19 protein-coding genes are annotated in these 24658 nt (G+C 59.5%); 11 read left to right on the top strand and 8 right to left on the bottom strand.

Features of this window, described 5'->3' with window-relative positions; all coding sequences use genetic code 11:
• Nucleotides 1-9: 9 nt before the first annotated feature.
• Nucleotides 10-567 carry a type II secretion system assembly factor GspB gene (gene gspB / locus ACQUTP_RS18320; RefSeq protein ID WP_048323025.1) on the top strand — a complete coding sequence of 186 codons (558 nt, stop codon included), beginning with the start codon at nt 10-12 and terminating at the stop codon, nt 565-567.
• A 39-nt stretch (nt 568-606) separates the two neighbouring features.
• On the opposite strand, the gene gspS is transcribed toward gspB, so the two are convergent.
• On the bottom strand, nt 607-981 hold the full coding sequence (gene gspS / locus ACQUTP_RS18325; protein ID WP_023319765.1) for a type II secretion system pilot lipoprotein GspS: 375 nt from the start codon (nt 979-981) through the stop codon (nt 607-609).
• A 587-nt stretch (nt 982-1568) separates the two neighbouring features.
• Here gspS and mrcB point away from each other — a divergent pair.
• The 5 genes from mrcB to fhuB all read left to right on the top strand — a co-directional run bounded on the left by mrcB (nt 1569) and on the right by fhuB (nt 10278).
• Nucleotides 1569-4124 carry a bifunctional glycosyl transferase/transpeptidase gene (mrcB, locus tag ACQUTP_RS18330; protein WP_023319766.1) on the top strand — a complete coding sequence of 852 codons (2556 nt, stop codon included), beginning with the start codon at nt 1569-1571 and terminating at the stop codon, nt 4122-4124.
• A gap of 234 nt (nt 4125-4358) precedes the next feature.
• The gene (gene fhuA / locus ACQUTP_RS18335; protein WP_285755732.1) at nt 4359-6566 is read left to right on the top strand and encodes a ferrichrome porin FhuA; all 2208 of its coding nucleotides are present in this window, start codon (nt 4359-4361) and stop codon (nt 6564-6566) included.
• A 45-nt stretch (nt 6567-6611) separates the two neighbouring features.
• The gene (gene fhuC / locus ACQUTP_RS18340; protein WP_428902422.1) at nt 6612-7409 is read left to right on the top strand and encodes a Fe3+-hydroxamate ABC transporter ATP-binding protein FhuC; all 798 of its coding nucleotides are present in this window, start codon (nt 6612-6614) and stop codon (nt 7407-7409) included.
• The gene (gene fhuD / locus ACQUTP_RS18345) at nt 7409-8299 is read left to right on the top strand and encodes a Fe(3+)-hydroxamate ABC transporter substrate-binding protein FhuD (protein WP_250689820.1); all 891 of its coding nucleotides are present in this window, start codon (nt 7409-7411) and stop codon (nt 8297-8299) included. Before fhuC ends, fhuD begins: the two co-directional genes overlap by 1 nt.
• Nucleotides 8296-10278, top strand: coding sequence for a Fe(3+)-hydroxamate ABC transporter permease FhuB (gene fhuB, locus ACQUTP_RS18350; protein WP_049003563.1), 1983 nt, complete (start codon nt 8296-8298; stop codon nt 10276-10278). Before fhuD ends, fhuB begins: the two co-directional genes overlap by 4 nt.
• 174 nt (nt 10279-10452) lie before the next feature.
• Here the strand turns inward: fhuB and hemL are convergent, their stop codons facing one another.
• The gene (gene hemL / locus ACQUTP_RS18355) at nt 10453-11733 is read right to left on the bottom strand and encodes a glutamate-1-semialdehyde 2,1-aminomutase (RefSeq protein ID WP_004204435.1); all 1281 of its coding nucleotides are present in this window, start codon (nt 11731-11733) and stop codon (nt 10453-10455) included.
• A gap of 180 nt (nt 11734-11913) precedes the next feature.
• Here hemL and clcA point away from each other — a divergent pair, with 180 nt between their 5' ends.
• Both clcA and erpA read left to right on the top strand, forming a co-directional pair.
• Complete coding sequence (clcA, locus tag ACQUTP_RS18360) at nt 11914-13332, top strand: H(+)/Cl(-) exchange transporter ClcA (RefSeq protein ID WP_004204436.1); 1419 nt, start codon at nt 11914-11916, stop codon at nt 13330-13332.
• An 81-nt stretch (nt 13333-13413) separates the two neighbouring features.
• Nucleotides 13414-13758, top strand: a complete 345-nt coding sequence (gene erpA, locus ACQUTP_RS18365) for an iron-sulfur cluster insertion protein ErpA (RefSeq protein WP_002889275.1) — start codon at nt 13414-13416, stop codon at nt 13756-13758.
• 81 nt (nt 13759-13839) lie between these two features.
• Here erpA and ACQUTP_RS18370 read toward each other — a convergent pair whose 3' ends face one another.
• The 3 genes from ACQUTP_RS18370 to mtnN are packed head-to-tail and all read right to left on the bottom strand — an operon-like array spanning nt 13840 to nt 15994.
• A complete protein-coding gene (locus ACQUTP_RS18370) occupies nt 13840-14466 on the bottom strand; it encodes a TRIC cation channel family protein (RefSeq protein ID WP_004204437.1) in 627 nt (208 codons plus the stop codon).
• A 36-nt stretch (nt 14467-14502) separates the two neighbouring features.
• Nucleotides 14503-15303 carry a vitamin B12 ABC transporter substrate-binding protein BtuF gene (gene btuF, locus ACQUTP_RS18375; protein ID WP_004204438.1) on the bottom strand — a complete coding sequence of 267 codons (801 nt, stop codon included), beginning with the start codon at nt 15301-15303 and terminating at the stop codon, nt 14503-14505.
• Entirely contained in the window at nt 15296-15994 is a 699-nt protein-coding gene (mtnN, locus tag ACQUTP_RS18380) for a 5'-methylthioadenosine/S-adenosylhomocysteine nucleosidase (RefSeq protein WP_004204440.1), read from the bottom strand. The genes btuF and mtnN overlap by 8 nt, the downstream gene beginning before the upstream one ends.
• Nucleotides 15995-16077: 83 nt before the next feature.
• Between mtnN and dgt the strand changes: the two genes are divergently transcribed.
• The 3 genes from dgt (at nt 16078) to cdaR (ending at nt 20485) form a co-directional block, all read left to right on the top strand.
• Nucleotides 16078-17592 carry a dGTPase gene (gene dgt / locus ACQUTP_RS18385; protein WP_004204441.1) on the top strand — a complete coding sequence of 505 codons (1515 nt, stop codon included), beginning with the start codon at nt 16078-16080 and terminating at the stop codon, nt 17590-17592.
• A 134-nt stretch (nt 17593-17726) separates the two neighbouring features.
• Nucleotides 17727-19160, top strand: a complete 1434-nt coding sequence (gene degP / locus ACQUTP_RS18390) for a serine endoprotease DegP (RefSeq protein WP_004145870.1) — start codon at nt 17727-17729, stop codon at nt 19158-19160.
• Nucleotides 19161-19327: 167 nt separating this feature from the next.
• The gene (gene cdaR / locus ACQUTP_RS18395) at nt 19328-20485 is read left to right on the top strand and encodes a DNA-binding transcriptional regulator CdaR (RefSeq protein ID WP_004204443.1); all 1158 of its coding nucleotides are present in this window, start codon (nt 19328-19330) and stop codon (nt 20483-20485) included.
• 116 nt (nt 20486-20601) lie between these two features.
• Here the strand turns inward: cdaR and ACQUTP_RS18400 are convergent, their stop codons facing one another.
• From ACQUTP_RS18400 to glnD, 3 genes are all read right to left on the bottom strand, one after another.
• On the bottom strand, nt 20602-20988 hold the full coding sequence (locus ACQUTP_RS18400) for a DUF3461 family protein (RefSeq protein ID WP_002889292.1): 387 nt from the start codon (nt 20986-20988) through the stop codon (nt 20602-20604).
• Between the two features lie 107 nt (nt 20989-21095).
• The gene (dapD, locus tag ACQUTP_RS18405) at nt 21096-21920 is read right to left on the bottom strand and encodes a 2,3,4,5-tetrahydropyridine-2,6-dicarboxylate N-succinyltransferase (protein ID WP_002889295.1); all 825 of its coding nucleotides are present in this window, start codon (nt 21918-21920) and stop codon (nt 21096-21098) included.
• Nucleotides 21921-21950: 30 nt separating this feature from the next.
• Nucleotides 21951-24614, bottom strand: coding sequence for a bifunctional uridylyltransferase/uridylyl-removing protein GlnD (glnD, locus tag ACQUTP_RS18410; protein WP_032455578.1), 2664 nt, complete (start codon nt 24612-24614; stop codon nt 21951-21953).
• Nucleotides 24615-24658: the final 44 nt, after the last annotated feature.

The following is a 24658-nucleotide window of genomic DNA, read 5'->3' on the forward strand; positions in this document are numbered from 1 at the left end:
GAGACCGTTGTGATTGTTCGTGATGACAGTGAAAGAGGGATCCCCCCGCTGGTAGCGCATCAGCCGCCCACCGCACTGGCGGACGCGCCGGTGGTCCGCGGCCGGATGGTGCAGATCCCTGGCTGGATTATCCCGCTATACGCCGGATTATTTATCGCGCTCGGCTGGTTTGGCGGCGAACAGTGGCGTCACCCGGCACCGCCGCAAACGCTGCCCTTGCCGGTGGCGCATGCGGCGCTTCTGCCGTTAACCGCTGCCGGAGAGGCCGCGCCAAAGACGCCGCCGCCGGCGGCAAAAGCCAGCGCGCCCGCCGCGCCGGTGGTGGACAGCGATACGCTGCCGCCTCTGCGCTACAGCGCCCATGTCTACGCCTCGTTAGCGGAAAAGCGCAGCATTGTGTTAAACGGCAAAGCGTGGACCGAGGGCGATTCCCCGCTGCCCAATCTGGTGGTGGAGCAGATCCAGCAGGATGTGACGATCTTTAGCTTCAATGGCACGACCTTTACCCTCGCGGCGCTGGAGGACTGGCCCGGCGGGAAAATTGACGAGGAGCCGAAAGGCGAATAAGGAGCAAGCGCAATTCAATGCGCGTTGAAGATATTTTGCTTAGTCGCCGCGCAGGCTGGCAATAAAGGGAGCAAGCTGGCGATTAAATTGACTGCACTGTGTGGCTTCCGGGGTGCTGTCCTGTAAAAGCTGTTGGTAAAGCCGGTCGCTATTTTGACTTAACGTTGCCGGGTCAATATTTCCCCATCCGCGCGCTTTGCCGACATTCACCACCGCCCGATAAATAGTTTCATCGGCGGGCAGATCGCTACGATTACATTTATTCTTGAGATAGCGCGTTCCTGCCGCCACGGACGAGAGCTGCTCGAGCTGTGCCTGGCTACTGATGGCCGGACTGAGCGTTGAGGCGGGTTTCTGTTGGCAGCCAGAGAGTAAGGCCACCACGCAAAGCGGGAATATAAGTGGAATGCGCATAGTAGAGTAATCAAAATAATGAATCACTGGCCGCTAGTTTAACAAATATTTCCCTGGTGTCATCATAAAATATTATTCTACATAAATGTTAACAGCCTCTCATTTTTATTGGCAGAAACTCGATTCATCCCCTTTACTTCTCTCAATAATAAATGCTGTCGTCCAGGAAATATATTTTCAGTCTGAGGCGATGCCGCCGCATTTGGCATCAGGGCGAGCGTCATTTTTTATGTTATTAAAAAACATACTCTTTCCCATCTTGTTACGTAAGCACGAGGTAAAATGCTGGTTAAGAATGTCGCATTTTAGTGCTATCCTGTATGCCCTGAACATTACGTGCTATGTTCTGACTTATTCTGCCAGTGATGCGTTTAACGCATTGATTTTATGGTGAATTTCTATTGTTAGTATCATGTGAAGCGAAGCAAAGCAACCCTTTGAAAGGTGGGCGGCGCGTTCTGCCCGCCAGCAGGTTGTCGTCCTGAGGATGAGCAGCCTGAACGTTAATTTGAGAGATTTCTTCTTCCTCTGAACGGAGGAAGTATTGAGAATCAGGCCTTTGCGCCTGAACGTTGCGGAGAAAAAGCATGGCGGGAGATGACCGCGAGCCTATCGGACGTAAGGGAAGACCCTCACGTCCGACAAAACAGAAAGTCACCCGTCGCCGGGTCCGGGAAGAGGACTACGACGACGAGTATGATGACGATGATTATGAGGATGAGAAACCGGTGCCGAGAAAAGCCAAAGGCAAAGGTGGCAAGCCTCGTCGTAAGCGCAGCTGGCTGTGGCTGCTGGTCAAGCTGGGGATTGTCTTCGCGGTGCTGATTGCCGCCTATGGCGTCTACCTCGACCAGAAAATCCGCAGCCGCATCGACGGTAAAGTTTGGGAGCTGCCGGCTGCGGTCTATGGACGGATGGTGAACCTTGAGCCGGACATGCAGATCAGCAAAAACGAGATGGTGCGTCTGCTGAACGCCACCCAGTATCGTCAGGTTAGCGCGATGACGCGTCCCGGCGAATATACGGTGCAGGCCAACAGCATCGAGATGATCCGCCGTCCGTTCGATTTCCCGGACAGTAAAGAAGGGCAGGTGCGCGCGCGTCTGACCTTCGACGGCGACCATCTGGAAACCATCGAGAATATGGATAACAACCGCCAGTTCGGTTTCTTCCGCCTCGATCCGCGGCTTATTACCATGCTGCAGTCGCCGAACGGCGAGCAGCGTCTGTTCGTGAAGCGCAGCGGCTTCCCTGACCTGCTGGTGGATACACTGTTGGCGACCGAAGACCGCCACTTCTACGAGCACGATGGCATCAGCCTCTATTCCATCGGCCGTGCGGTGCTGGCGAACCTGACGGCAGGCCGGACGGTGCAAGGGGCAAGTACCCTGACCCAGCAGTTGGTGAAAAACCTGTTCCTCTCCAGCGAGCGCTCCTACTGGCGTAAAGCCAACGAAGCGTACATGGCGCTGATCGTCGACGCCCGCTACAGCAAGGATCGCATCCTTGAGCTGTACATGAACGAGGTGTACCTCGGTCAGAGCGGCGATAACGAAATTCGCGGCTTCCCGCTGGCCAGCCTGTACTACTTTGGCCGTCCGGTGGAAGAGCTGAGCCTCGACCAGCAGGCGCTGCTGGTGGGGATGGTGAAAGGGGCCTCGGTGTATAACCCGTGGCGCAACCCGAAGCTGGCCCTTGAGCGACGCAATCTGGTGCTGCGTCTGCTGCAGCAGCAGCAGGTCATCGACCAGGAGCTGTACGACATGCTGAGCGCGCGTCCGCTGGGCGTGCAGCCGCGCGGCGGGGTGATTTCACCACAGCCGGCGTTCATGCAGATGGTGCGTCAGGAGCTGCAGGCGAAGCTGGGCGATAAAGTAAAAGATCTCTCCGGCGTGAAGATCTTCACTACCTTCGACTCGGTGGCGCAGGATGCCGCGGAAAAAGCGGCTACTGAAGGGATCCCGGTACTGAAGAAACAGCGCAAGCTGGCAGATCTGGAAACCGCCATGGTGGTGGTGGACCGCTTTACCGGTGAAGTGCGGGCGATGGTCGGCGGCGCGGAGCCGCAGTTCGCGGGCTACAACCGCGCGATGCAGGCCCGCCGGTCGATTGGTTCTCTGGCCAAGCCGGCGACCTATCTGACCGCGCTGAGCCAGCCGAATCAGTATCGCCTGAATACGTGGATCGCCGATGCGCCAGTGACCATTCGCCTGTCCAATGGCCAGACCTGGTCGCCGCAGAACGACGATCGTCGCTTCAGCGGCCAGGTGATGCTGGTAGATGCCCTGACTCGTTCGATGAACGTGCCGACGGTTAACCTCGGGATGGCGCTGGGCTTGCCGGCGGTGGTCGATACCTGGACCAAACTGGGGGCGCCGAAGAATCAGCTCAACGCCGTGCCGGCGATGCTGCTTGGCGCGCTGAACCTGACGCCGATTGAAGTGGCCCAGGCCTTCCAGACCATCGCCAGCGGCGGCAACCGTGCACCACTCTCCGCCCTGCGGTCAGTGATTGCGGAAGATGGCACGGTGCTGTATCAGAGCTACCCGCAGGCGGAGCGCGCGGTGCCTGCCCAGGCGGCCTATATGACGCTGTGGACCATGCAGCAGGTAGTGCAGCGCGGGACGGGGCGTCAGCTGGGGGCGAAGTATCCGGGCCTCCATCTGGCGGGGAAAACCGGGACCACCAACAATAACGTCGATACCTGGTTTGCCGGGATCGACGGTAGCCAGGTGACCATCACCTGGGTGGGGCGCGACAATAACCAGCCAACCAAACTGTACGGTGCCAGCGGTGCGATGTCGATTTATCAGCGTTATCTGGCGAACCAGACGCCAACGCCGCTGGTGCTGACGCCGCCGGAAGATGTGGTCGACATGGGCGTGGACAGCAACGGCAACTTCGTCTGCAGCGGCGGGATGCGTTCGCTGCCGGTGTGGACGACGCAGCCGGATGCGCTGTGCCGCCAGGGCGAGATGATGCAGCAGCAGCAGTTGCAGCAGCAGGAAGCGAACAACCCGTTCAATCAGTCCGGGCAGCAGCAGCCTCAGCAGCAACAGCAACCGCAGCAACAGCCGCCGAAGCAGCAGGAGAAGAGCGACGGCGTCGCGGGCTGGATCAAGGATATGTTCGGCAGTAACTGATTTAAGCCCTAAGACCAGACCCCTTAAGACGAAAGTATTAAGGGGTTTTTTTATGCCTGTAAAAAAGTTAACGGCTCTTTAACTCCATAATAACTATCTGGTTATTAATTCAGCCCTCGACCCGCAGCGACAGGCATATCGCTTGCCTTGCCTTCGACGTTTCGCCTATTATATCGCCCGTCATAATAATAATTCTCGTTTACGTTATCATTCACTTTCATCAGAGATATACCCATGGCGCGTCCAAAAACTGCTCAGCCAAACCACTCGCTGCGTAAAGTCGCAGCTGTAGTAGCCACGGCGGTTAGCGGCATGTCTGTCTACGCACAGGCAGCAGAACAACCGAAGCAAGAAGAAACCATCACCGTCGTTGCCGCTCCGGCCGCCCAGGAAAGCGCCTGGGGACCGGCGCCGACCATCGCGGCGAAACGCTCCGCCACGGTGACGAAAACCGATACCCCGATTGAAAAAACGCCGCAGTCTGTGTCGGTGGTGACGCGCCAGGAGATGGAGATGCGCCAGCCGACGACGGTAAAAGAGGCGCTCTCCTATACGCCAAGCGTCTTCTCCACCCGCGGCAGTTCGACCACTTATGACGTGGTCACCATTCGCGGCTTCACCACCTCGACGACCGTCAACACCAACCAGTATCTGGACGGCATGAAGCTGCAGGGGAATAACTACTCTGAAGTCTCCATGGATCCTTACTTCCTGGAGCGCGTGGAAGTGATGCGCGGGCCAACTTCGGTGCTGTACGGCAACAGCAACCCGGGCGGTATCGTCAGCATGGTCAGCAAACGCCCGACCACCGAGCCGCTGAAAGAAGTGCAGTTTAAGATGGGCACCGACAATCTGTGGCAGACCGGGTTTGACTTCAGCGACGCCATTGATGATGCCGGCGTCTGGTCTTACCGCCTGACCGGCCTGGGCCGCAGCCAGGATGCCCAGCAGCAGATGGCGAAATCGACCCGCTACGCGGTGGCGCCCTCCTTTAGCTGGCGTCCGGACGATAAAACCGACTTCACATTCCTGAGCAACTTCCAGAATGACCCGGATGCGGGCTACTACGGCTGGCTGCCGCGTGAAGGCACCGTGGTGCCGTATTACGACGCCAATGGTAAGGCGCACAAGCTGCCAACCGATTTCAATGAAGGCGAGGCGGATAATAAAATCTCCCGCCGCCAGAAGATGGTGGGCTACAGCTTCTCCCATCAGTTCGATGATACCTTTACCGTGCGGCAGAACCTGCGCTATGCCGAGGTCGATACCCTGTATCGCTCGGTGTACGGCAATGGCTATGTCGCGCCGGGCTACATGAATCGCGCCTATGTGCGCTCCGACGAGCACCTGAACACCTTTACCGTCGATACCCAGCTGCAGTCTGATTTCGCCACCGGCGCGGTCAGCCATACGCTGCTGACCGGCGTGGACTACTCGCGGATGCGTAATGATGTGGATGCCGACTACGGGACGGCGGATCCTATCAGCATGAATAATCCGCAGTACGGCAACCCGAATATTGAGGTTACCTTCCCGTACGCGGTGCTCAACCGGATGGAACAGACCGGCCTGTACGCGCAGGATCAGATGGAGTGGGATAAGTGGGTCATGACCCTGGGCGGTCGTTACGACTACGCCACCACCTCAACGTTAACCCGCGCCACCAACAGCCTGGCGGAGAACCACGACCAGCAGTTCAGCTGGCGCGGCGGCATCAACTACCTGTTCGATAACGGTATCTCTCCGTACTTCAGCTACAGCGAATCGTTTGAACCGGTATCGGGCTCCAGCAGCAGCGGCAAGCCGTTCGATCCGTCGCGCGGTAAGCAGTATGAAGCCGGCGTGAAATATGTGCCGAAAGATATGCCGGTGGTGGTCACCGCGGCGGTCTATCAGCTGACCAAAGATAAGAACCTGACGGCGGATCCGGCTAACCAGGCGTTCAGCATCCAGACCGGCGAGATCCGCTCCCGCGGCCTTGAGCTGGAGGCGAAAGCGGCAGTTAACGCCAATATCAACCTGACCGCAGCCTACAGCTATACCGATGCGGAATACACTCACGATACGGTGTTCAACGGCAAACGTCCGGCGGAAGTGCCGCGTAATATGGCCTCCCTGTGGGCGGATTATACCTTCCACGAAACCGCGCTCAGCGGTCTGACGATTGGGGCCGGGGCGCGCTATATCGGTTCAACGGTCAGCTACTACAAAAATGACACCAGCACCGGTAAGAAAAATGACTCCTTTAGTGTGGCCGGTTATGCGCTGATGGATGCGACGGTGAAATACGATCTGGCGCGCTTTGGCCTGCCGGGATCGTCGGTCGGCGTCAACGTCAACAACCTGTTCGACCGCGAATATGTCTCCAGTTGCTACAGCGAATACGCTTGCTACTGGGGGGCCGGACGTCAGGTCGTCGCCACCGCCACCTTCCGTTTCTAACCACCTACGGGCGCGGTTCGCCGCGCCCTTTATCAGGTTATCGCTATGCAGGAACAGACTCCGCACGCAGAAACCACCTTCGCGTTGGATCGCGTCACTTTCCGTGTGCCTGGCCGCACGTTGCTCCATCCGCTCTCGCTCACCTTCCCGGCTGGAAAAGTCACAGGCCTGATCGGTCATAATGGCTCCGGCAAGTCGACGTTACTGAAAATGCTTGGCCGTCATCAGCCGCCTTCCGCAGGCGATGTGCTGCTGGACGGGCAGCAGCTGGAGAGCTGGGGCAGCAAAGCCTTTGCCCGCAAAGTGGCCTATCTGCCGCAGCAGCTGCCGCCGGCCGAAGGTATGACGGTGCGTGAGCTGGTGGCCATCGGCCGCTACCCGTGGCACGGCGCGCTGGGTCGCTTTGGCGCGGCGGACCGCGAGAAAGTGGAAGAGGCGATTGCGCTGGTGGGGCTGAAGCCGCTCGCCCATCGCCTGGTGGACAGCCTCTCCGGCGGCGAACGCCAGCGGGCGTGGATCGCCATGCTGGTGGCGCAGGATAGCCGCTGTCTGCTGCTCGATGAACCCACCTCGGCGCTGGATATCGCCCATCAGGTTGATGTCCTCGCGCTGGTGCATCGTCTCAGCCAGCAGCGCGGCCTGACGGTGATCGCCGTCCTGCACGACATTAATATGGCGGCCCGCTACTGCGACTATCTGGTGGCCCTGCGCGGCGGAGAAATGATCGCCCAGGGGACGCCGGCGGAACTGATGCGCAGCGACACCCTGGAACAAATCTACGGCATCCCGATGGGGATCCTGCCGCACCCGGCCGGCGCGGCGCCGGTAAGCTTTGTCTATTGATGATGACCCCGACTCAGATAACCCGACGCCGCCTGCTGACCGCGATGGCGCTCTCGCCGCTGCTGTGGCAGATGCGCGGCGCGCAGGCGGCGAACGTTGACCCGCAGCGCGTGGTCGCCCTGGAGTGGCTGCCGGCGGAGCTGCTGCTGGCGCTGGGCGTCACGCCTTACGGCGTGGCCGATATCCCCAACTATCGCCTGTGGGTGAACGAACCCGCGCTGCCCGACTTGGTGATCGATGTCGGTTTGCGTACCGAACCCAATCTTGAACTGCTGACGCAGATGAAACCGTCATTTATCGTCTGGTCGGCAGGCTACGGCCCGTCGCCGGAGAAGCTGGCGCGTATCGCCCCCGGCCGCGGATTTACCTTCAGCGATGGCAAACGTCCGCTGGCGATGGCTCAGCGCTCGCTGCTGGAGATGGCTGACCTGCTGGGCAAAACACAACAGGCTCAGCACCACCTGGCGGAGTTTGAGGCGCTGATGGCGAGCCTGAAGCCGCGTTTTGCCGGGCGCGGCGACCGTCCGCTGTTGATGATCTCCCTGCTCGATCCGCGCCATGTACTGGTTTTTGGCGAAAACTGCCTGTTCCAGGAAGTGCTCGATCGCTTTGGCATCAAAAACGCCTGGCGCGGCGAAGCGGCGTTCTGGGGCAGCGTCAGCGTTGGCATCGACCGGCTGGCGGCGTTTAACGAGGCCGATGTGATCTGTTTCGATCATGGTAACGAGCGGGAGATGACCCAACTGCTGGCGACCCCGCTGTGGCAGGCGATGCCGTTCGTGCGCGCGGGGCGCTTCCAGCGCGTTCCGGCGGTGTGGTTCTATGGCGCGACGCTGTCGGCGATGCATTTTGCCCGCGTGCTGGCCGAGGCCCAGGGGAATCCGGCATGAATAGGCGTATTTCACCGTTAGCCATTATCCTGCTGGCCGGGCTGCTGGTTGCCGCCTTCGCGTTGAGCATCGTCAATCTCAACGTCGCCTTGCCCTATGCGCAATGGCGGCAGGCGCTGTGGCAGCCGGATAGCGATCGGATTGCCCAGATGCTGTTTCATTACAGCCTGCTGCCGCGGGTGACCGTTTCACTGCTGGTGGGGGCCGGGCTGGGACTGGTCGGCGTACTGTTCCAGCAGGTGCTGCGCAATCCGCTGGCGGAGCCAACCACCCTTGGCGTCGCCACCGGCGCGCAACTGGGGATCACAGTCACTACGCTGTGGGCCATCCCCGGCGTGCTGGCGTCGCAGTTTGCCGCGCTGGCCGGAGCCTGTCTGGTGGGAGCGCTGGTGTTTGGCGTCTCCTGGGGCAAGCGCCTGTCGCCGGTAACGCTGATCCTGGCGGGCCTGGTGGTCAGCCTCTACTGCGGGGCGCTTAACCAGCTGATGGTGATTTTCCATCACGACCAGCTGCAGAGTATGTTCTTGTGGAGCACCGGGACGCTGACGCAAACCGACTGGAGCGTGGCGCAGCGCCTGTGGCCGCAGCTGCTGGGCGGCGCAGTACTCACGCTGCTGCTGCTGCGTCCGCTGACCCTGATGGGGCTCGATGACGGAGTGGCGCGCAACCTTGGGCTGGCGTTGTCTCTGGCGCGCCTCGGCGCCCTGACGCTGGCGATCGTGATGAGCGCGCTGCTGGTCAACGCGGTCGGGATTATCGGCTTTATCGGCCTGTTCGCGCCGCTGCTGGCGAAAATGCTCGGCGCCCGTCGACTGCTGGCCCGGCTGCTGCTGGCGGCGCTGATCGGCGCGCTGCTCCTGTGGCTTTCAGATCAGGTGATCCTCTGGCTGAGCAGGGTATGGCGGGAAGTCTCCACCGGCTCGGTCACCGCCCTGATTGGCGCGCCGCTGCTGCTGTGGCTGCTGCCGCGGCTGCGCAGCATCAGCGCCCCGGTGATGAACGGCGGCGATAACGTGCAGCCTGAGCGCTATCACGTGCAAGGGTTTGTTCTCGGGGGCGTCGCGTTGCTGCTGCTGGCGGTGAGCGTGGCGCTGGCCTTTGGTCGCGATGCCCACGGTTGGCTGTGGGCTCACGGCGATCTGCTGGAGCAACTGCTGCCCTGGCGCTGGCCGCGAGTGCTGTCGGCGCTGTTCGCCGGGGTGATGCTGGCGGTCGCCGGCTGTATTATCCAGCGCCTGACCGGCAACCCGATGGCCAGTCCGGAAGTGCTGGGCATCAGCTCCGGCGCCGCCTTTGGCGTGGTGCTGATGCTGTTCTTCGTCCCTGGCGACGCCTTTGGCTGGCTGCTGCCGGCCGGGAGCCTTGGCGCGGCCGGCACCTTGCTGATCATTATGCTGGCCGCCGGGCGCGGCGGCTTTTCGCCGCATCGGATGCTGCTGGCGGGGATGGCGCTCAGTACCGCCTTCACCATGCTGCTGATGATGCTGCAGGCCAGCGGCGATCCGCGCATGGCGCAGATCCTGACGTGGATCTCAGGGTCGACCTACAGCGCGACGCCGGAGAGGGTGGTCCGCAGCGGCGCGGTGATGCTGCTCCTGCTGGCGCTGGCGCCGCTCTGTCGCCGTTGGCTGACCATCCTGCCGCTGGGCGGGGAGGCGGCGCGAGCGGTGGGCATGGCGCTGACCTCATCGCGGATTGTTCTGCTGCTGCTGGCGGCCTGCCTGACGGCGGCGGCGACGCTGACCATCGGCCCGCTGAGCTTCGTCGGGCTGATGGCGCCGCATATCGCACGGATGATGGGCTTCCGGCGCACGCTGCCGCATATGGTGATCTCCGGGCTGACTGGCGGGCTGCTGCTGGTCTTCGCCGACTGGTGCGGACGAATGATCATGTTTCCCTACCAGATCCCGGCGGGGCTGTTATCAACCTTTATCGGCGCGCCGTACTTTATCTATTTGCTGAGAAAGCAGAGCCGCTAACGCGTGGCGTTAGCGCGAAAGATCCCGGATAGCGGCGCGTTGCGCTTTATCCGGGCTACCGCACGGTGCCGTTTTTTTGTCGGGTAGCGGCTAACGCCTTACCCGACCTACGGTCCGTGCCATTGCGGGTTTGGTAGGCCGGGTAAGCGGAGCGCCACCCGGCATGCAGGGAGCTTACAGTTTGGCAAACACCCGACGCGCGGCGTCGATGGTATTGTCGATATCTTCTTCGCTGTGGGCCACGGACATAAAGCCAGCCTCAAATGCTGACGGCGCCAGGTACACGCCTTCCTCCAGCATCAGATGGAAGAAGCGCTTGAAGCGTTCGACATCGCACTTCACCACATCCTGATAGCAGGTGACAGTTTCGGCATCGGTAAAGAAGATGCCGAACATGCCGCCGACGTTATTGACCACCAGCGGGATCCCGGCGTCACGCGCCGCATCAAGCAGACCTTGCGCCAGCTGGTTGGTCAGCTCGGTGAGGGTTTCATGCACGCCCGGCTGCGCCACTTCGCTTAAGCAGGCGAAGCCGGCGGCCATGGCGATCGGGTTACCGGAGAGGGTACCGGCCTGATAAACCGGGCCGGTGGGGGCCAGAGCGTCCATCACCTCGCGACGGCCGCCGAAAGCGCCTACCGGCATCCCGCCGCCGATGATTTTCCCGAGACAGGTCAGATCCGGCTCCACGCCGTAATAAGCCTGCGCGCCCGCCAGCGCCACGCGGAAGCCGGTCATCACTTCGTCGATGATCAGCAGGGCGCCAAATTCGTCGCACAGCGCGCGCAGGCCCGGCAGGAACTCCGGCTGCGGCGGAATGCAGTTCATGTTCCCGGCGACCGGCTCGACGATGATGCAGGCGATATCCTGCGGATACTGCTCGAACGCCGCGCGCACCGAGGCGAGGTCGTTATAGGTGCAGGTCAGGGTATGTTTGGCGAAATCAGCCGGCACGCCCGGCGAGTTCGGCTGGCCGAGGGTCAGCGCGCCGGAACCGGCTTTCACCAGCAGGCAGTCGGCATGGCCGTGGTAGCAGCCTTCGAACTTGATGATCTTGTCGCGGCCTGTGAAACCGCGCGCCAGGCGAATCGCGCTCATGGTGGCTTCGGTACCGGAGTTCACCATCCGCACCATATCCATGGTCGGTACCAGCTCGGTCACTAGCGCCGCCATTTTCACTTCCATTTCGGTCGGCGCGCCAAAGCTCAGGCCGCGTGACGCCGCCTCGATCACCGCGTTGCGGATCGCCGGATGGTTGTGGCCCAGCACCATCGGACCCCAGGAGCCGACATAATCGATATAGGCCTTTCCATCCACGTCATAGAGGTAAGCGCCATCCGCGCGTTCGATAAACAGCGGGGTGCCGCCGACGCCGGTAAAGGCGCGCACCGGCGAGTTAACGCCGCCGGGGATCAGTTCGCGCGCAGTATGGTACAGATTTTCAGATTTGCTCATGGCCAGGGTCCTGGTTCGTGAAAAATGTTTTATCGGCTATTCTAAGTTATTCCAGGATGGTTATGAAAGTTTTGCCCAATTGAAACAATGTGCCGCAAGGGCATTTTTTTGACGACGCAGCGCGCCGGGGCGGCTAAAATGCCTCTCTCTTCATTTGTATTACCAATAATTGATAACGGCATGAAAGCAGAAACTCCCTCTTTTGAAGCACATCAGTTCGTGCGGGTGCGTCGCGGCGATGCGGTGCGCCGCTTAATTCAGCGCGATAAAACGCCGCTGGCGGTGCTGTTTATGGCGGCGGTGGTCGGCACGCTGGCCGGGCTGGTGGGCGTGGCGTTTGAAAAGAGCGTGAACTGGGTGCAGAACCAGCGGATCGGCGCGCTGGCGCAGGTAGCGGACCACTGGTATCTGGTCTGGCCGCTGGCGTTTATCTTGTCGGCGCTGCTGGCGATGGTCGGCTATTTCCTCGTGCGCCGCTTTGCGCCGGAGGCTGGCGGATCGGGGATCCCGGAGATCGAAGGGGCGCTGGAGGAGCTGCGGCCGGTGCGCTGGTGGCGCGTGCTGCCGGTAAAATTCATCGGCGGCATGGGGACCCTGGGCGCCGGAATGGTGCTGGGACGCGAAGGGCCGATGGTGCAGCTTGGCGGCAACATTGGGCGCATGGTGTTGGATATTTTCCGCATGCGCAGTCCGGAAGCGCGGCACACGCTGCTGGCGACCGGCGCGGCATCGGGTCTCTCAGCGGCTTTTAACGCGCCGCTGGCTGGTATCCTGTTTATCATCGAAGAGATGCGCCCGCAGTTCCGCTACAACCTGATCTCCATTAAAGCGGTATTTACCGGCGTGATCATGTCGAGCATTGTGTTTCGCATTTTTAACGGCGAGGCGGCAATTATAGAGGTGGGCAAGCTGAGCAATGCCCCGGTGAACACTCTGTGGCTGTACCTGGTGCTGGGGATGCTGTTTGGCTGCTTCGGCCCGCTGTTTAATTTTCTGGTGCTGCGCACCCAGGATCTGTTCCAGCGCATTCACGGTGGCAACATCAAAAAATGGGTGTTAATGGGCGGGATCATCGGCGGGCTTTGCGGTCTGCTGGGGCTGATGCAGCCCTCCGCGGTGGGCGGTGGCTTTAACCTGATCCCCATCGCCGCCGCCGGTAACTTCTCCGTCGGTTTGCTGCTGTTTATCTTTATTGCCCGCGTGGTGACCACGCTGATCTGCTTCTCCTCCGGCGCGCCGGGGGGCATCTTCGCCCCGATGCTGGCGCTCGGCACGCTGCTGGGCACGGCGTTCGGCATGGCGGCTATCCCGCTGTTTCCGTCCTACCATCTCGATGCCGGCACTTTCGCTATCGCCGGCATGGGCGCGCTGCTCGCCGCCTCGGTGCGCGCGCCGCTGACCGGGATTGTGCTGGTGCTGGAGATGACCGATAACTATCAGCTCATTTTGCCAATGATTATTACCTGCCTTGGCGCAACACTACTGGCGCAATTCCTCGGCGGTAAGCCTTTGTATTCGACCATTCTGCAACGTACTCTGGCGAAGCAGGAGGCCGAGCAGGCGGCAAAAGCGCAGCAGGCGCCCCGGGAGAATACTTGAACGATTTACCAGGGTATTAGATAATGGCTCAAAAGGCCCGGTTATTCTTTAACCGGCCGGAAGTACCAATGGGAGCAAAAAATGAGTGATGACGTAGCGTTGCCGCTGGAGTTTACCGAAGCCGCAGCCAATAAAGTAAAACACCTGATTGCGGATGAAGATAATCCGAACCTGAAACTGCGCGTGTATATTACCGGCGGCGGTTGCAGCGGTTTCCAGTATGGCTTCACCTTCGACGATCAGGTGAACGAAGGGGATATGACCATTGAGAAACAGGGTGTCGGCCTGGTGGTTGACCCAATGAGCCTGCAGTATCTGGTCGGCGGCTCTGTCGACTATACCGAAGGGCTGGAAGGTTCGCGCTTTATCGTGACCAACCCGAACGCGAAAAGCACCTGCGGCTGCGGATCCTCGTTCAGCGTGTAAAGCGAGTGCGACCGGGCGTCTTCCCCTTCTGCGAGAGGGTGCCAACGTTAAAAACGGTAACCTCAGGTTACCGTTTTGCTTTTATGACCGTCCGTTATCGTCCAGCGCAAACGTCGGCAGCTTCAGGTGCCAGCGGATCGCCGCCAGACGAATCACCAGGGTCACCACCATCCCCATCATCGCCGAATTCTCCAGCGGGAGATGAAAGGTGTCGTGCGCGGTGGCGTGGACAATGCCGCCCACAATACAGGCGGTGGCGTAGATCTCGGTGCGCAGAATCATAGGAATTTCGCGCGCCAGCACGTCGCGGATTATCCCGCCGCCAACGCCGGTCACCACGCCCATGCACACCGCGACCAGCGGGCCGCTGCCGGCGAGAAACGCTTTATTCACCCCGATGCCGACAAACACCGCCAGACCGACGGCATCAAGAACGGGCAGGATCCATTTCGGCAGCCGGCGCGGCTGGCGGACCAGCAGGATGGTCAGCATGCTGGTGACCATTGCCACCACCAGATCGGTGGGATCTTTGACCCAGAATACCGGGCCATTCGCCAGCGCCATATCGCGGATGGTACCGCCGCCCACCGCCGTCACCACGCCTAACACCAGCACGCCGAATGGGTCCATACGCAATTTCCCCGCCAGCAGAACGCCGGAGATCGCGAAGACAGCTGTGCCAATAATATCCAGCCAATAGACAAGCATCGTTGATTCCCACTGAACATCCGGTATGCCGGATGGTTATTTTACCTGGTCGAGCGCTGCACAAAGTTGTTTGGCGGCGAGGATAATACGTGGGCTTGCGCGTTCAAACCAGTCGCTGTGTAACGCAATCAACGAAATGGTGAGCTGATGTTGCCAAAAGCGCTGCGCTTCGGCGATGCGGCTGGCGTCGCCGGTCACCACAATCGCCTGCGGCTGACGGGCCAGCACCTGTTCGCGGCTCACCTGCGGCCAGGGAACGCGGCTGGCGGCAAAGATATTCTCGCCGCCGCACAGCCTCAGCACCTGATCCTGAATTGAGCCGGGGCCGCTGGTGAATAGCGGTGCGGAACCGAACTGCAGGAAGACGCGTTTCTTCGGCGCGCTGGCATAGCGCGCTTTCAGCGCATCGTATTCCTGCTGCATCGCCTGCGCCGCCTGCTGTGCTTTTTCCGGCTGTGGGCTCCACTGCGCCAGCTGACGCAGGGTGGCGATGATCTCTTCGATGGTCGAAGTCTGTACCCACAGGACGTGGATCCCCAGCGACTGCAGCTGGTTAACCTGACGTTCGGCATTACCCCCGCGCCAGGCCAGCACCAGGTCTGGCTTGAGCGCTACGATGCGCTCCAGGTTCATTCCCTGCCAGCTGGCAACTTGCTCAATCGTTTTGGCCTGCGGCGGATAATCGGAATAACTGCTGACGCCGACCGGCGTGATCCCGGCGGCAAAGGCCAGTTCGGTATTGGCGGGGGAGAGGGTGATCACCCGCGGCGCGGCCAGCAGCCACGCCGGGGCGAGTAACAGCAGCGCGGCAAGCGCGAAGGAGAGCGACTTAGCCACGTGCCAGGTTCTGTACCAGATTCTCCACCATCAGGGTGGACTGTCTGGCGGCGACCGCAAGGAACTCCTCAAAGCTGAGGTGAGACTGCTGGTCGGCCACATCGGAGATGGCGCGAACCACCACGAAAGGAACCTTAAAGTTATGGCAGACGTGAGCGATGGCGGTCGCTTCCATTTCCACAGCGATCGCCTGCGGGAAATTATGGCGGATCTTCGCCAGACCGACAGAGCCGTTAATGAAGGCATCACCGCTGACGATCAGGCCGCGAACGGCATTGAGATCTAACGCGTTAATGCAGCTCTCCGCCGCGGCCACCAGTTTTTCGTCCGCTTTAAAGCCGGCCGGACAGCCAGGCAACTGGCCGTACTCATAGCCGAAGGCGGTGACGTCGGCGTCGTGGTAGCGCGCTTCATCGGAGACGACGATATCGCCGACCTTCAGCGTCGGCGCCAGGCCGCCGGCAGAGCCGGTATTAATGATCACGTCAGGCTGGCAGCGCTCCAGCAGCAGGGTCGCGCCCATCGCCGCGGCCACTTTCCCGATACCAGACTTCAGCAGCGCGACGTCAACGCCGTGAAGTTGGCCGGTATAGATTTCGCTCCCGCCAATAGTGATAGTCTGGCGGTTTTCGATTTTGTCGCGCAGAAGGGTAACTTCCTCTTCCATAGCGCCAATAATGCCAATTTTCATAGATTTACTCGCGATGTGTCAGGTTTAGTTGCATAGTCTATCATGCGCTTAAGGGGAAGCGTATTGCTCGCGCGGGAGAGGCTATGGCAAAGATTGATTTTCGCAACAAGATAAACTGGCGTCGACGCTTCCGTTCGCCGCCGCGTGTCGAGACGGAGCGCGACATCCTGCGGATCTTCGAAAGCGATCGGGGACGGATCGTCAACTCGCCGGCAATCCGTCGCTTACAGCAAAAAACTCAGGTCTTCCCGCTGGAGCGCAACGCGGCGGTGCGTACCCGCCTGACCCACTCGCTGGAGGTGCAGCAGGTGGGACGCTATATCGCCAAAGAGGTGCTGAGCCGGCTGAAAGAGCTGAGGCTACTGGAGGAGTATGGCCTGGAAGAGCTGACCGGGCCATTCGAGAGCGTGGTGGAGATGGCCTGCCTGATGCACGATATCGGCAATCCCCCGTTTGGCCATTTTGGCGAGGCGGCGATTAACGACTGGTTCCGCCAGCGTCTGGCGCCCGGCGATGCGCTCGGGCAGCCGCTGACCGACGATCGCTGTGAAGTGCAGGCATTACGCTTGCATGAAGGGGAAACGTCGCTTAACGCGCTGCGCCGCAAAGTGCGCCAGGATCTCTGCAGCTTTGAGGGCAACGCCCAGGGCATTCGTCTGGTCCATACGCTGATGCGCATGAATCTGACCTGGGCGCAGGTCGGCTGTATTCTGAAATATACTCGGCCGGCGTGGTGGTCTGAGGCGACGCCAGCCAGCCACAGCTATTTAATGAAAAAGCCTGGCTACTATTTAGCCGAAGAGGAGTATGTGGCGCGCCTGCGTAAAGAACTGGATCTGGCGCCTTACAATCGGTTCCCATTAACCTGGATTATGGAAGCCGCGGATGACATCTCATATTGCGTCGCGGATCTCGAGGACGCGGTGGAAAAACGTATTTTCAGCGCTGAGCAGCTTTATCAGCATCTTTACGACGCCTGGGGCTGCCATGAAAAAGGATCGTTATTCTCACAGGTAGTGGAAAATGCCTGGGAGAAATCACGAGCCAATTCCCTGAAACAGAGCGCGGAAGATCAGTTTTTTATGTATTTGCGGGTGAACACGCTGAATAAGCTGGTGCCCTACGCGGCGCGCCGATTTATTGACAACCTGCCGGCCATCTTTACGGGCGACTTTAATCATGCGCTGCTCGAGGACGACAGCGATTGCAGTCAGCTGCTGGAGCTTTATAAAAATGTGGCGATGAAACAGGTGTTTAGCCATCCGGATGTCGAGCAGCTGGAATTGCAGGGCTACCGGGTGATCAGTGGCCTGCTGGATATCTATCAGCCGCTGCTGAAATTATCGCTCGAGGATTTCAGCGAATTAGTGGCGCAGGAGCGGGTACGGCGTTTACCCATTGCCTCCCGGCTGTATCAGAAACTATCAACCCGCCACCGGCTGGCCTATGTGGAAGCGGTAAATAAGCTGGCGCGCACGGCGCCTGAATTTGCGCTGATGGAATACTATTATCGCTGCCGTCTGATTCAGGATTATATCAGCGGGATGACGGATTTGTATGCGTGGGATGAATATCGGCGGCTAATGGCGGTGGAATAGGCTGGAGTTTTGTAAAGATGGACAATAAATTTTTACTTTTTCCAGAAACTTAATTCCGGAACTTAGCGCTATAAAATGACTCTGATAGTCACGTACACAGCAACTTTCGTTTTCTGATATTGAGATTGAAACTGATGAAAAAAACCACGTTAGCAATGAGTGCACTGGCTCTGAGTTTAGGTCTGGCGTTGTCCCCGCTCTCTGCGAGCGCGGCAGAAACGGCATCTTCGGCCACTAATGCACAGCAGATGCCAAGCCTGGCCCCGATGCTGGAGAAGGTGATGCCGTCGGTGGTGAGCATTAACGTTGAAGGTAGCACCACCGTTAATACCCCACGGATGCCACGTAACTTCCAGCAGTTCTTTGGCGATAATTCGCCGTTCTGCCAGGACGGTTCTCCTTTCCAGAGTTCGCCGTTTTGCCAGGGCGGCGGACAGGGCGGTCAGCCTGACGGCGGCCAGCAGCAGAAATTTATGGCGCTGGGCTCCGGCGTCATCATTGATGCCGCCAAGGGGTATGTGGTGACCAACAACCACGTCGTGGACAACGCCACCACAATTAAGGTTCAACTGAGCGATGGCCGTAAGTTTGATGCCAAAGTCGTTGGCAAAGATCCGCGCTCTGATATCGCGCTGATTCAGATTCAGGATCCGAAAAACCTGACGGCGATTAAGCTCGCCGACTCTGACGCGCTGCGCGTTGGCGACTACACCGTGGCTATCGGTAACCCGTTCGGTCTGGGCGAAACCGTGACCTCCGGGATTGTTTCCGCGCTGGGTCGTAGCGGCCTGAACGTGGAAAACTACGAAAACTTTATCCAGACCGATGCGGCGATTAACCGCGGGAACTCCGGCGGCGCCCTGGTGAACCTCAACGGCGAGCTGATCGGCATCAACACCGCCATTCTGGCGCCGGACGGCGGCAACATCGGTATCGGTTTTGCTATCCCAAGCAACATGGTGAAAAACCTGACCGAGCAGATGGTGAAATATGGCCAGGTGAAACGCGGCGAGCTCGGCATCATGGGGACCGAACTGAACTCTGAGCTGGCGAAAGCGATGAAAGTCGACGCTCAGCGCGGCGCCTTTGTCAGCCAGGTGATGCCGGGTTCGGCGGCCGCGAAAGCGGGCATTAAAGCCGGCGACGTGATCACCTCTCTCAACGGGAAGGCGATCAGCAGCTTCGCCGCGCTGCGTGCCCAGGTCGGCACCATGCCTATCGGCAGCAAAGTTGAGCTTGGTCTGCTGCGCGACGGCAAACCGGTGACCGTGACCGTCGAACTGCAGCAGAGCAACCAGACCCAGGTTGACTCCAGCACCATCTTCAACGGGATTGAAGGGGCGGAAATGAGCAACAAGGGTCAGGACAAAGGTGTGGTGGTCAATAATGTGAAAGCCGGTACCCCGGCGGCGCAGATTGGCCTCAAGAAAGGCGACGTCATCGTCGGGGCGAACCAGCAGCCGGTGAAAAACATCGCCGATCTGCGGAAAATCTTCGACGCCAAACCGTCCGTGCTGGCGCTGAATATTCAGCGCGGCGACGCCTCTATCTATCTGCTGTTGCAGTAACAGTCAGCGCTCGCTCTCCAGCCCCTTCCCTCGCCGAGGGCAGGGGCTTTTTTTCGTTCTGTGACCGCTTCCACAACTCCACATATCTCACCCGGGCTTCGGGCATATGCACAATGCAGCAGAGCAACGACTCTTTTATGCTGGTGCCCTGCAAAGGGGAGGATTACATGGCTGGCTGGCATCTTGATACCAAAATGGCGCAGGATATTGTGGCGCGGACGATGCGCATCATCGATACCAACATCAACGTGATGGATGCCCGCGGGCGGATTATCGGCAGCGGCGATCGGGAAAGGATTGGTGAATTGCACGAAGGCGCGCTGCTGGTGCTTTCCCAGGGGCGGGTGGTGGATATCGACGATGCGGTGGCTCGCCATCTCCACGGGGTGCGTCAAGGGATCAACCTGCCGCTGCGCCTGGAGGGGGAGATCGTCGGGGTGATCGGCCTGACCGGCGAGCCGGAGTCGCTGCGAAAATATGGCGAGCTGGTGTGCATGACGGCTGAGATGATGCTGGAGCAGTCGCGACTGATGCATCTCCTGGCGCAGGACAGCCGTCTGCGCGAAGAGCTGGTGATGAACCTGATTCAGGCGGAAGAGCATACCCCGGCGCTGAACGAATGGGCGCAGCGTTTAGGAATTGATCTGAATCAGCCGCGCGTAGTGGCGATGATTGAGGTGGACAGCGGCCAGCTCGGCGTGGACAGCGCGATGGCGGAGCTACAGCAGCTGCAGAACGCGCTGACCACCCCCGATCGCAATAATCTGGTGGCCATTGTCTCGCTCACGGAAATGGTGGTGTTGAAACCGGCGCTGAACAGCTTTGGCCGCTGGGACGCAGACGATCACGTCCGGCGCGTCGAGCAGCTTATCGCCAGGATGAAAGAGAATGGGCAGCTCCGCTTCCGCGTGGCGCTGGGCAACTTCTTCACCGGTCCCGGGAGTATCGCCCGCTCTTACCGTACCGCACGCACGACGATGATGGTGGGCAAGCAGCGGATGCCGGAGAGCCGCTGTTACTTCTATCAGGATCTGATGCTGCCGGTGCTGCTTGACAGCCTGCGCGGCGGCTGGCAGGCCAATGAGCTGGCCCGTCCGCTGGCGCGTCTCAAGGCGATGGACAACAACGGGCTGCTGCGGCGAACGCTGCAGGCGTGGTTTCGCCATAACGTGCAGCCCCTGGCGACGTCAAAGGCGCTGTTTATTCATCGCAATACCCTGGAGTATCGGTTGAACCGTATCTCGGAGCTGACCGGTCTGGATCTCGGCAGCTTTGACGATCGGCTGCTGCTCTATATAGCCCTGCAGCTGGATGAGCAACGATAGGGCGTCGAGATAAAAATGCCGGGAGGCGGTTCGCCTTACCCGGCCTGGAGGATGCATGGCGTAAGCGGCAGATTATATTGGTTGCCCGGTCAGGCGGTGCGCCGCCGGGAACGCTGTCACTTACGGGTAAGTTTTTCCAGATCGGCTTCGATTTCGCTGATCTTATTGGTGACCACGCTTTCCAGATGGCGTAAATCGTCGAGGATTTTACGCTTGAGATCGATTTCAGTGCGATCGCGCTGGCAGATCTGATCCAGCTCATCGATAACGTAGCGCAGGTTCGGGCTGATCTCCTGGACCTCTTTGTAGCCCTGGCCGACGCCGTCGGCGACGACGGTTTTGCGCTGACGCGGATATTTGAACTTCACGCTCTTGGCGAAGAATTCGCCTTTGTCTTTCTGAAAGTAAATTTTCAGAATGTCGTTGTTAGCTTCCTGCCGCAGGCTATAGCGATCGATCTCATCAGGGTTGGTAATGCCAAGACTTTTCAGATTATCGTACATAACGGTACCTTTGATAGCATCATAACCATTGAATAATTAACGAAAAAATCCATTTTCGCCAGCATCAAATATAAAAAAAGCGGGATATCTCCCGCTTTTTATTTGCTTTAGTCGATGGTGCGCAGCAGTTCGTTAATGCCGACCTTGCCGCGGGTTTTGGCATCGACTTTCTTCACGATCACCGCGCAGTACAGGCTGTATTTACCATCTTTCGACGGCAGGTTGCCTGATACCACTACCGAACCAGCCGGCACGCGGCCGTAGAAGACTTCGCCGGTTTCGCGATCGTAGATTTTGGTGCTCTGACCGAGGTAAACGCCCATGGAGATCACGGAGCCTTCTTCGACAATCACCCCTTCAACCACTTCAGAGCGCGCGCCGATGAAGCAGTTATCTTCGATGATGGTCGGGTTCGCCTGCAGCGGCTCCAGTACGCCACCAATGCCGACGCCGCCGGACAGGTGAACGTTTTTACCGATCTGCGCGCAGGAGCCGACGGTGGCCCAGGTGTCAACCATGGTGCCTTCGTCAACGTAGGCGCCGATGTTCACATAGGACGGCATCAGCACGGTGTTGCGGGCGATGAACGCGCCCTGACGAACCGCTGCCGGCGGCACCACGCGGAAACCTTCTTTCTGGAAACGCGCTTCGTCATAGTCAGCGAATTTCATCGGGACTTTATCGAAGTAGCGGCTTTCCGCACCATCGATAACCTGGTTATCGTTAATACGGAAAGAGAGCAGTACCGCCTTCTTCAGCCACTGATGCGTCACCCACTGACCGTCGATCTTCTCAGCGACGCGCAGCGCGCCGGAATCCAGAAGGGCGATAACCTGGTTAACCGCTTCGCGGGTCACGGTATCCACATTAGCCGGCGTGATGTCGGCGCGACGCTCGAAAGCGGACTCAATAACGTTCTGTAACTGCTGCATTGTTTCTTTCCATTCACTAAAAAAAATACGTCACCCTTTATCGTTTGGATTGAGGGCCGCTGTCAACCGTTGTTGCACTTCTTGTTGCAGCTCATTATTAAGGGCACGCCGGTCGGCGGTAGCGATTATAAATAAATCTTCTACTCGCTCACCAATTGTCGTAATTCGCGCCCCGTGAAGCGAAATTCCGAGGTCGGCGAATACCTGACCGACACGGGCGAGCAGCCCGGGCTGGTCAAGGGCTATCAGCTCGAGAAACGATTTCCGATCGGTATGGGTCGGCAGGAAATTTACCTCGGTGTCCACCGAGAAATGACGCAGTTTTGCCGCCTGACGACGGGGCGCCGGGGGTTCCCAACTGCGCTGCGTGATGGTCTGCTCCAGACCCTGGCGGATCGCTTCGTGGCGATCGGCGGACAGCGGACTGCCGTCGGGTTCGAGGACAATAAAGGTGTCCATCGCCATACCGTCGCGGGTGGTGAAGATCTGCGCATCGTGGACGCTGAGGTTGCGACGGTCCAGTTCGCCACACACCGCGGCGAACAGGTAAGGGCGATCCGGGCTCCAGATAAAAATCTCCGTTCCGCCGCGGGTGGCCTGCGAGCTCAGGAGGATCATCGGCTTATTCAGATCGTGGCGCAGCAGGTTGCGGGCGTGCCAGGCGAGCTGCGTCGGCGTATGTCGCACGAAATAGTTGGCGCGGCAGCGGTTCCAGATCTGATGCAGCGCCTCTTCATTAATATTGTCCATCCGCAGCAGGGCCAGCGCCTGCAATTGATGGTGACGCACGCGTTCGCGCATGTCCGGGGTGCTTTGCATGCCGCGACGCAGCTGTTTTTCAGTGGCGAAATAGAGTTCGCGCAGCAGGCTCTGCTTCCAGCTGTTCCACAGGGTTTCGTTGGTGGCGCAGATATCGGCGACGGTCAGACACACCAGATAGCGCAGGCGATTTTCCGTTTGCACTTCCTCGGCGAACTGCTTAATCACCTCCGGATCCTGAATATCGCGCCGCTGGGCGGTGACCGACATCAGCAAGTGGTGACGCACCAGCCAGGCGACCAGCTGCGTTTCCCGGGAGTTCAGCCCGTGCAGCTCGGCAAACTTCAGCACATCCTGCGCGCCGAGGATCGAGTGGTCGCCGCCGCGCCCTTTGGCGATGTCGTGGAACAGGGCGGCGATTAAAATCAGCTCCGGGTGCGTTAAGCGCGGCCATAGCTCCACGCACAGCGGGTGGCGGCTACGAGTCTCTTCTTTAGCAAAACTCTCCAGCTTGAGCATCACGCGGATGGTGTGTTCATCGACGGTATAGGCGTGAAACAGGTCGAACTGCATCTGGCCGACGATATGGGACCACTGCGGCATATAGGCCCACAGCACGCTGTGACGATGCATCGGCAGCAGTCCGCGACTCACTGCTCCCTGATGGCGCAGCATGCTGAGAAAGAGCGTGCGCGCCTCCGGGATATAGCACAGCGGCTGGGTCAGATGGCGGCGGGCGTGGCGCAGATGGCGCAACGTCGTGGAGTAGATGCCGGTGATGGTGCTGTTGCGCACCATAATATAAAACATGCGCAGAATGGCCTGCGGCTCGCGAATAAACAGCGTATCGTCACGCAGATCGATCAGCGTGCCGCGCAGCTGGAAGTCATCATCGATCGGGCGCGGTTTTTCATCCTCGGTCAGCGCAAGGATGGCCTCTTCAAACAGCTGCAGCAGCATCTGGTTCAGCTCGCTCACCCGGCGGGTGACGCGGAAGAAGTCCTTCATCATATGCTCAATCGGCTGGTTGCCGTCGCCTTCATAGCCGAGCCGGCGGGCGACGCTGAGCTGGCGGTCGAAAAGCAGGCGGTTGTCATAGCGAGTGAGTTCGAGATGCAGCGCGAAGCGGATACGCCACAGTTGATGCAGACACTCGTTGAGCTCATTGCGCTCGGCTTCGGTCAGAAAGCCGAAGCCGACCATCTCATCCATTGAGGTGGCGCCGAAATGGCGGCGAGCCACCCACTGTAGCGTATGGATATCGCGCAGGCCGCCGGGGCTGCTTTTCACGTCCGGCTCGAGGTTATAGCTGGTGCCGTGATAACGCTGATGACGGACGTTCTGCTCTTCGACCTTGGCGGCGAAGAACTTTTCTGATGGCCAGAAGCCGTCGCTAAAAATATGTTTTTGCAGCTCAAGGAACAGCGCGACGTCGCCGATCAGCAGGCGCGATTCGATTAAGTTCGTGGCGACGGTGAGATCTGAAAGCCCTTCCAGCAGACACTCTTCGAGAGTGCGTACGCTATGGCCTACCTCCAGTTTGACGTCCCACAGCAGCGTCAGCAGTTCGCCGACCTTTTGCGCCTGGTCGTCCGGCAGCTTTTTGCGGCTGAGGATCAGCAGATCGACGTCAGAAAGCGGATGCAGCTCGCCGCGACCGTAGCCGCCGACGGCCACCAGCGCCAGGTCGCAGACGGATTCGAATCCACTGGCGATCCACAACCGCTGCAGCAGCTGGTCGATAAATTCGGTGCGCGCCGCAATGAGCAGCTCCGCGGCGATACCGGCGTCAAACGCCTCGCCCAGCCAGTGCTGAAAGGTATCGATGTGCGCCTTTATTGCAGCACAGTTCAGATCGCTTTGCGGCCAGCTTACCGGATGTTCCGGCGGGATGGGCAGAAGAGGGGAGGCTGTGTCAGGTAATGAGTTGCTCATCGCGTCACCATAAGAAAAAACTATCTAATAAAAAAGCCGGCGGG

This window comes from Klebsiella sp. 2-CIP_Kleb. (assembly GCF_050378715.1).
Classification (GTDB): Bacteria; Pseudomonadota; Gammaproteobacteria; order Enterobacterales; family Enterobacteriaceae; genus Klebsiella; species Klebsiella quasipneumoniae.

Bases quoted from the DNA above. Each gene is read 5' to 3' on its own strand.
- mtnN (WP_004204440.1), bottom strand. From the start codon at position 15,994: ATGAAAATTGGCATTATTGGCGCTATGGAAGAGGAAGTTACCCTTCTG.
- fhuA (WP_285755732.1), top strand. From the start codon at position 4,359: ATGGCGCGTCCAAAAACTGCTCAGCCAAACCACTCGCTGCGTAAAGTC.
- hemL (WP_004204435.1), bottom strand. From the start codon at position 11,733: ATGAGCAAATCTGAAAATCTGTACCATACTGCGCGCGAACTGATCCCC.
- fhuB (WP_049003563.1), top strand. From the start codon at position 8,296: ATGAATAGGCGTATTTCACCGTTAGCCATTATCCTGCTGGCCGGGCTG.
- degP (WP_004145870.1), top strand. From the start codon at position 17,727: ATGAAAAAAACCACGTTAGCAATGAGTGCACTGGCTCTGAGTTTAGGT.
- ACQUTP_RS18370 (WP_004204437.1), bottom strand. From the start codon at position 14,466: ATGCTTGTCTATTGGCTGGATATTATTGGCACAGCTGTCTTCGCGATC.
- dgt (WP_004204441.1), top strand. From the start codon at position 16,078: ATGGCAAAGATTGATTTTCGCAACAAGATAAACTGGCGTCGACGCTTC.
- fhuC (WP_428902422.1), top strand. From the start codon at position 6,612: ATGCAGGAACAGACTCCGCACGCAGAAACCACCTTCGCGTTGGATCGC.
- gspS (WP_023319765.1), bottom strand. From the start codon at position 981: ATGCGCATTCCACTTATATTCCCGCTTTGCGTGGTGGCCTTACTCTCT.
- dapD (WP_002889295.1), bottom strand. From the start codon at position 21,920: ATGCAGCAGTTACAGAACGTTATTGAGTCCGCTTTCGAGCGTCGCGCC.
- cdaR (WP_004204443.1), top strand. From the start codon at position 19,328: ATGGCTGGCTGGCATCTTGATACCAAAATGGCGCAGGATATTGTGGCG.
- mrcB (WP_023319766.1), top strand. From the start codon at position 1,569: ATGGCGGGAGATGACCGCGAGCCTATCGGACGTAAGGGAAGACCCTCA.
- fhuD (WP_250689820.1), top strand. From the start codon at position 7,409: ATGATGACCCCGACTCAGATAACCCGACGCCGCCTGCTGACCGCGATG.
- glnD (WP_032455578.1), bottom strand. From the start codon at position 24,614: ATGAGCAACTCATTACCTGACACAGCCTCCCCTCTTCTGCCCATCCCG.
- erpA (WP_002889275.1), top strand. From the start codon at position 13,414: ATGAGTGATGACGTAGCGTTGCCGCTGGAGTTTACCGAAGCCGCAGCC.
- clcA (WP_004204436.1), top strand. From the start codon at position 11,914: ATGAAAGCAGAAACTCCCTCTTTTGAAGCACATCAGTTCGTGCGGGTG.
- ACQUTP_RS18400 (WP_002889292.1), bottom strand. From the start codon at position 20,988: ATGTACGATAATCTGAAAAGTCTTGGCATTACCAACCCTGATGAGATC.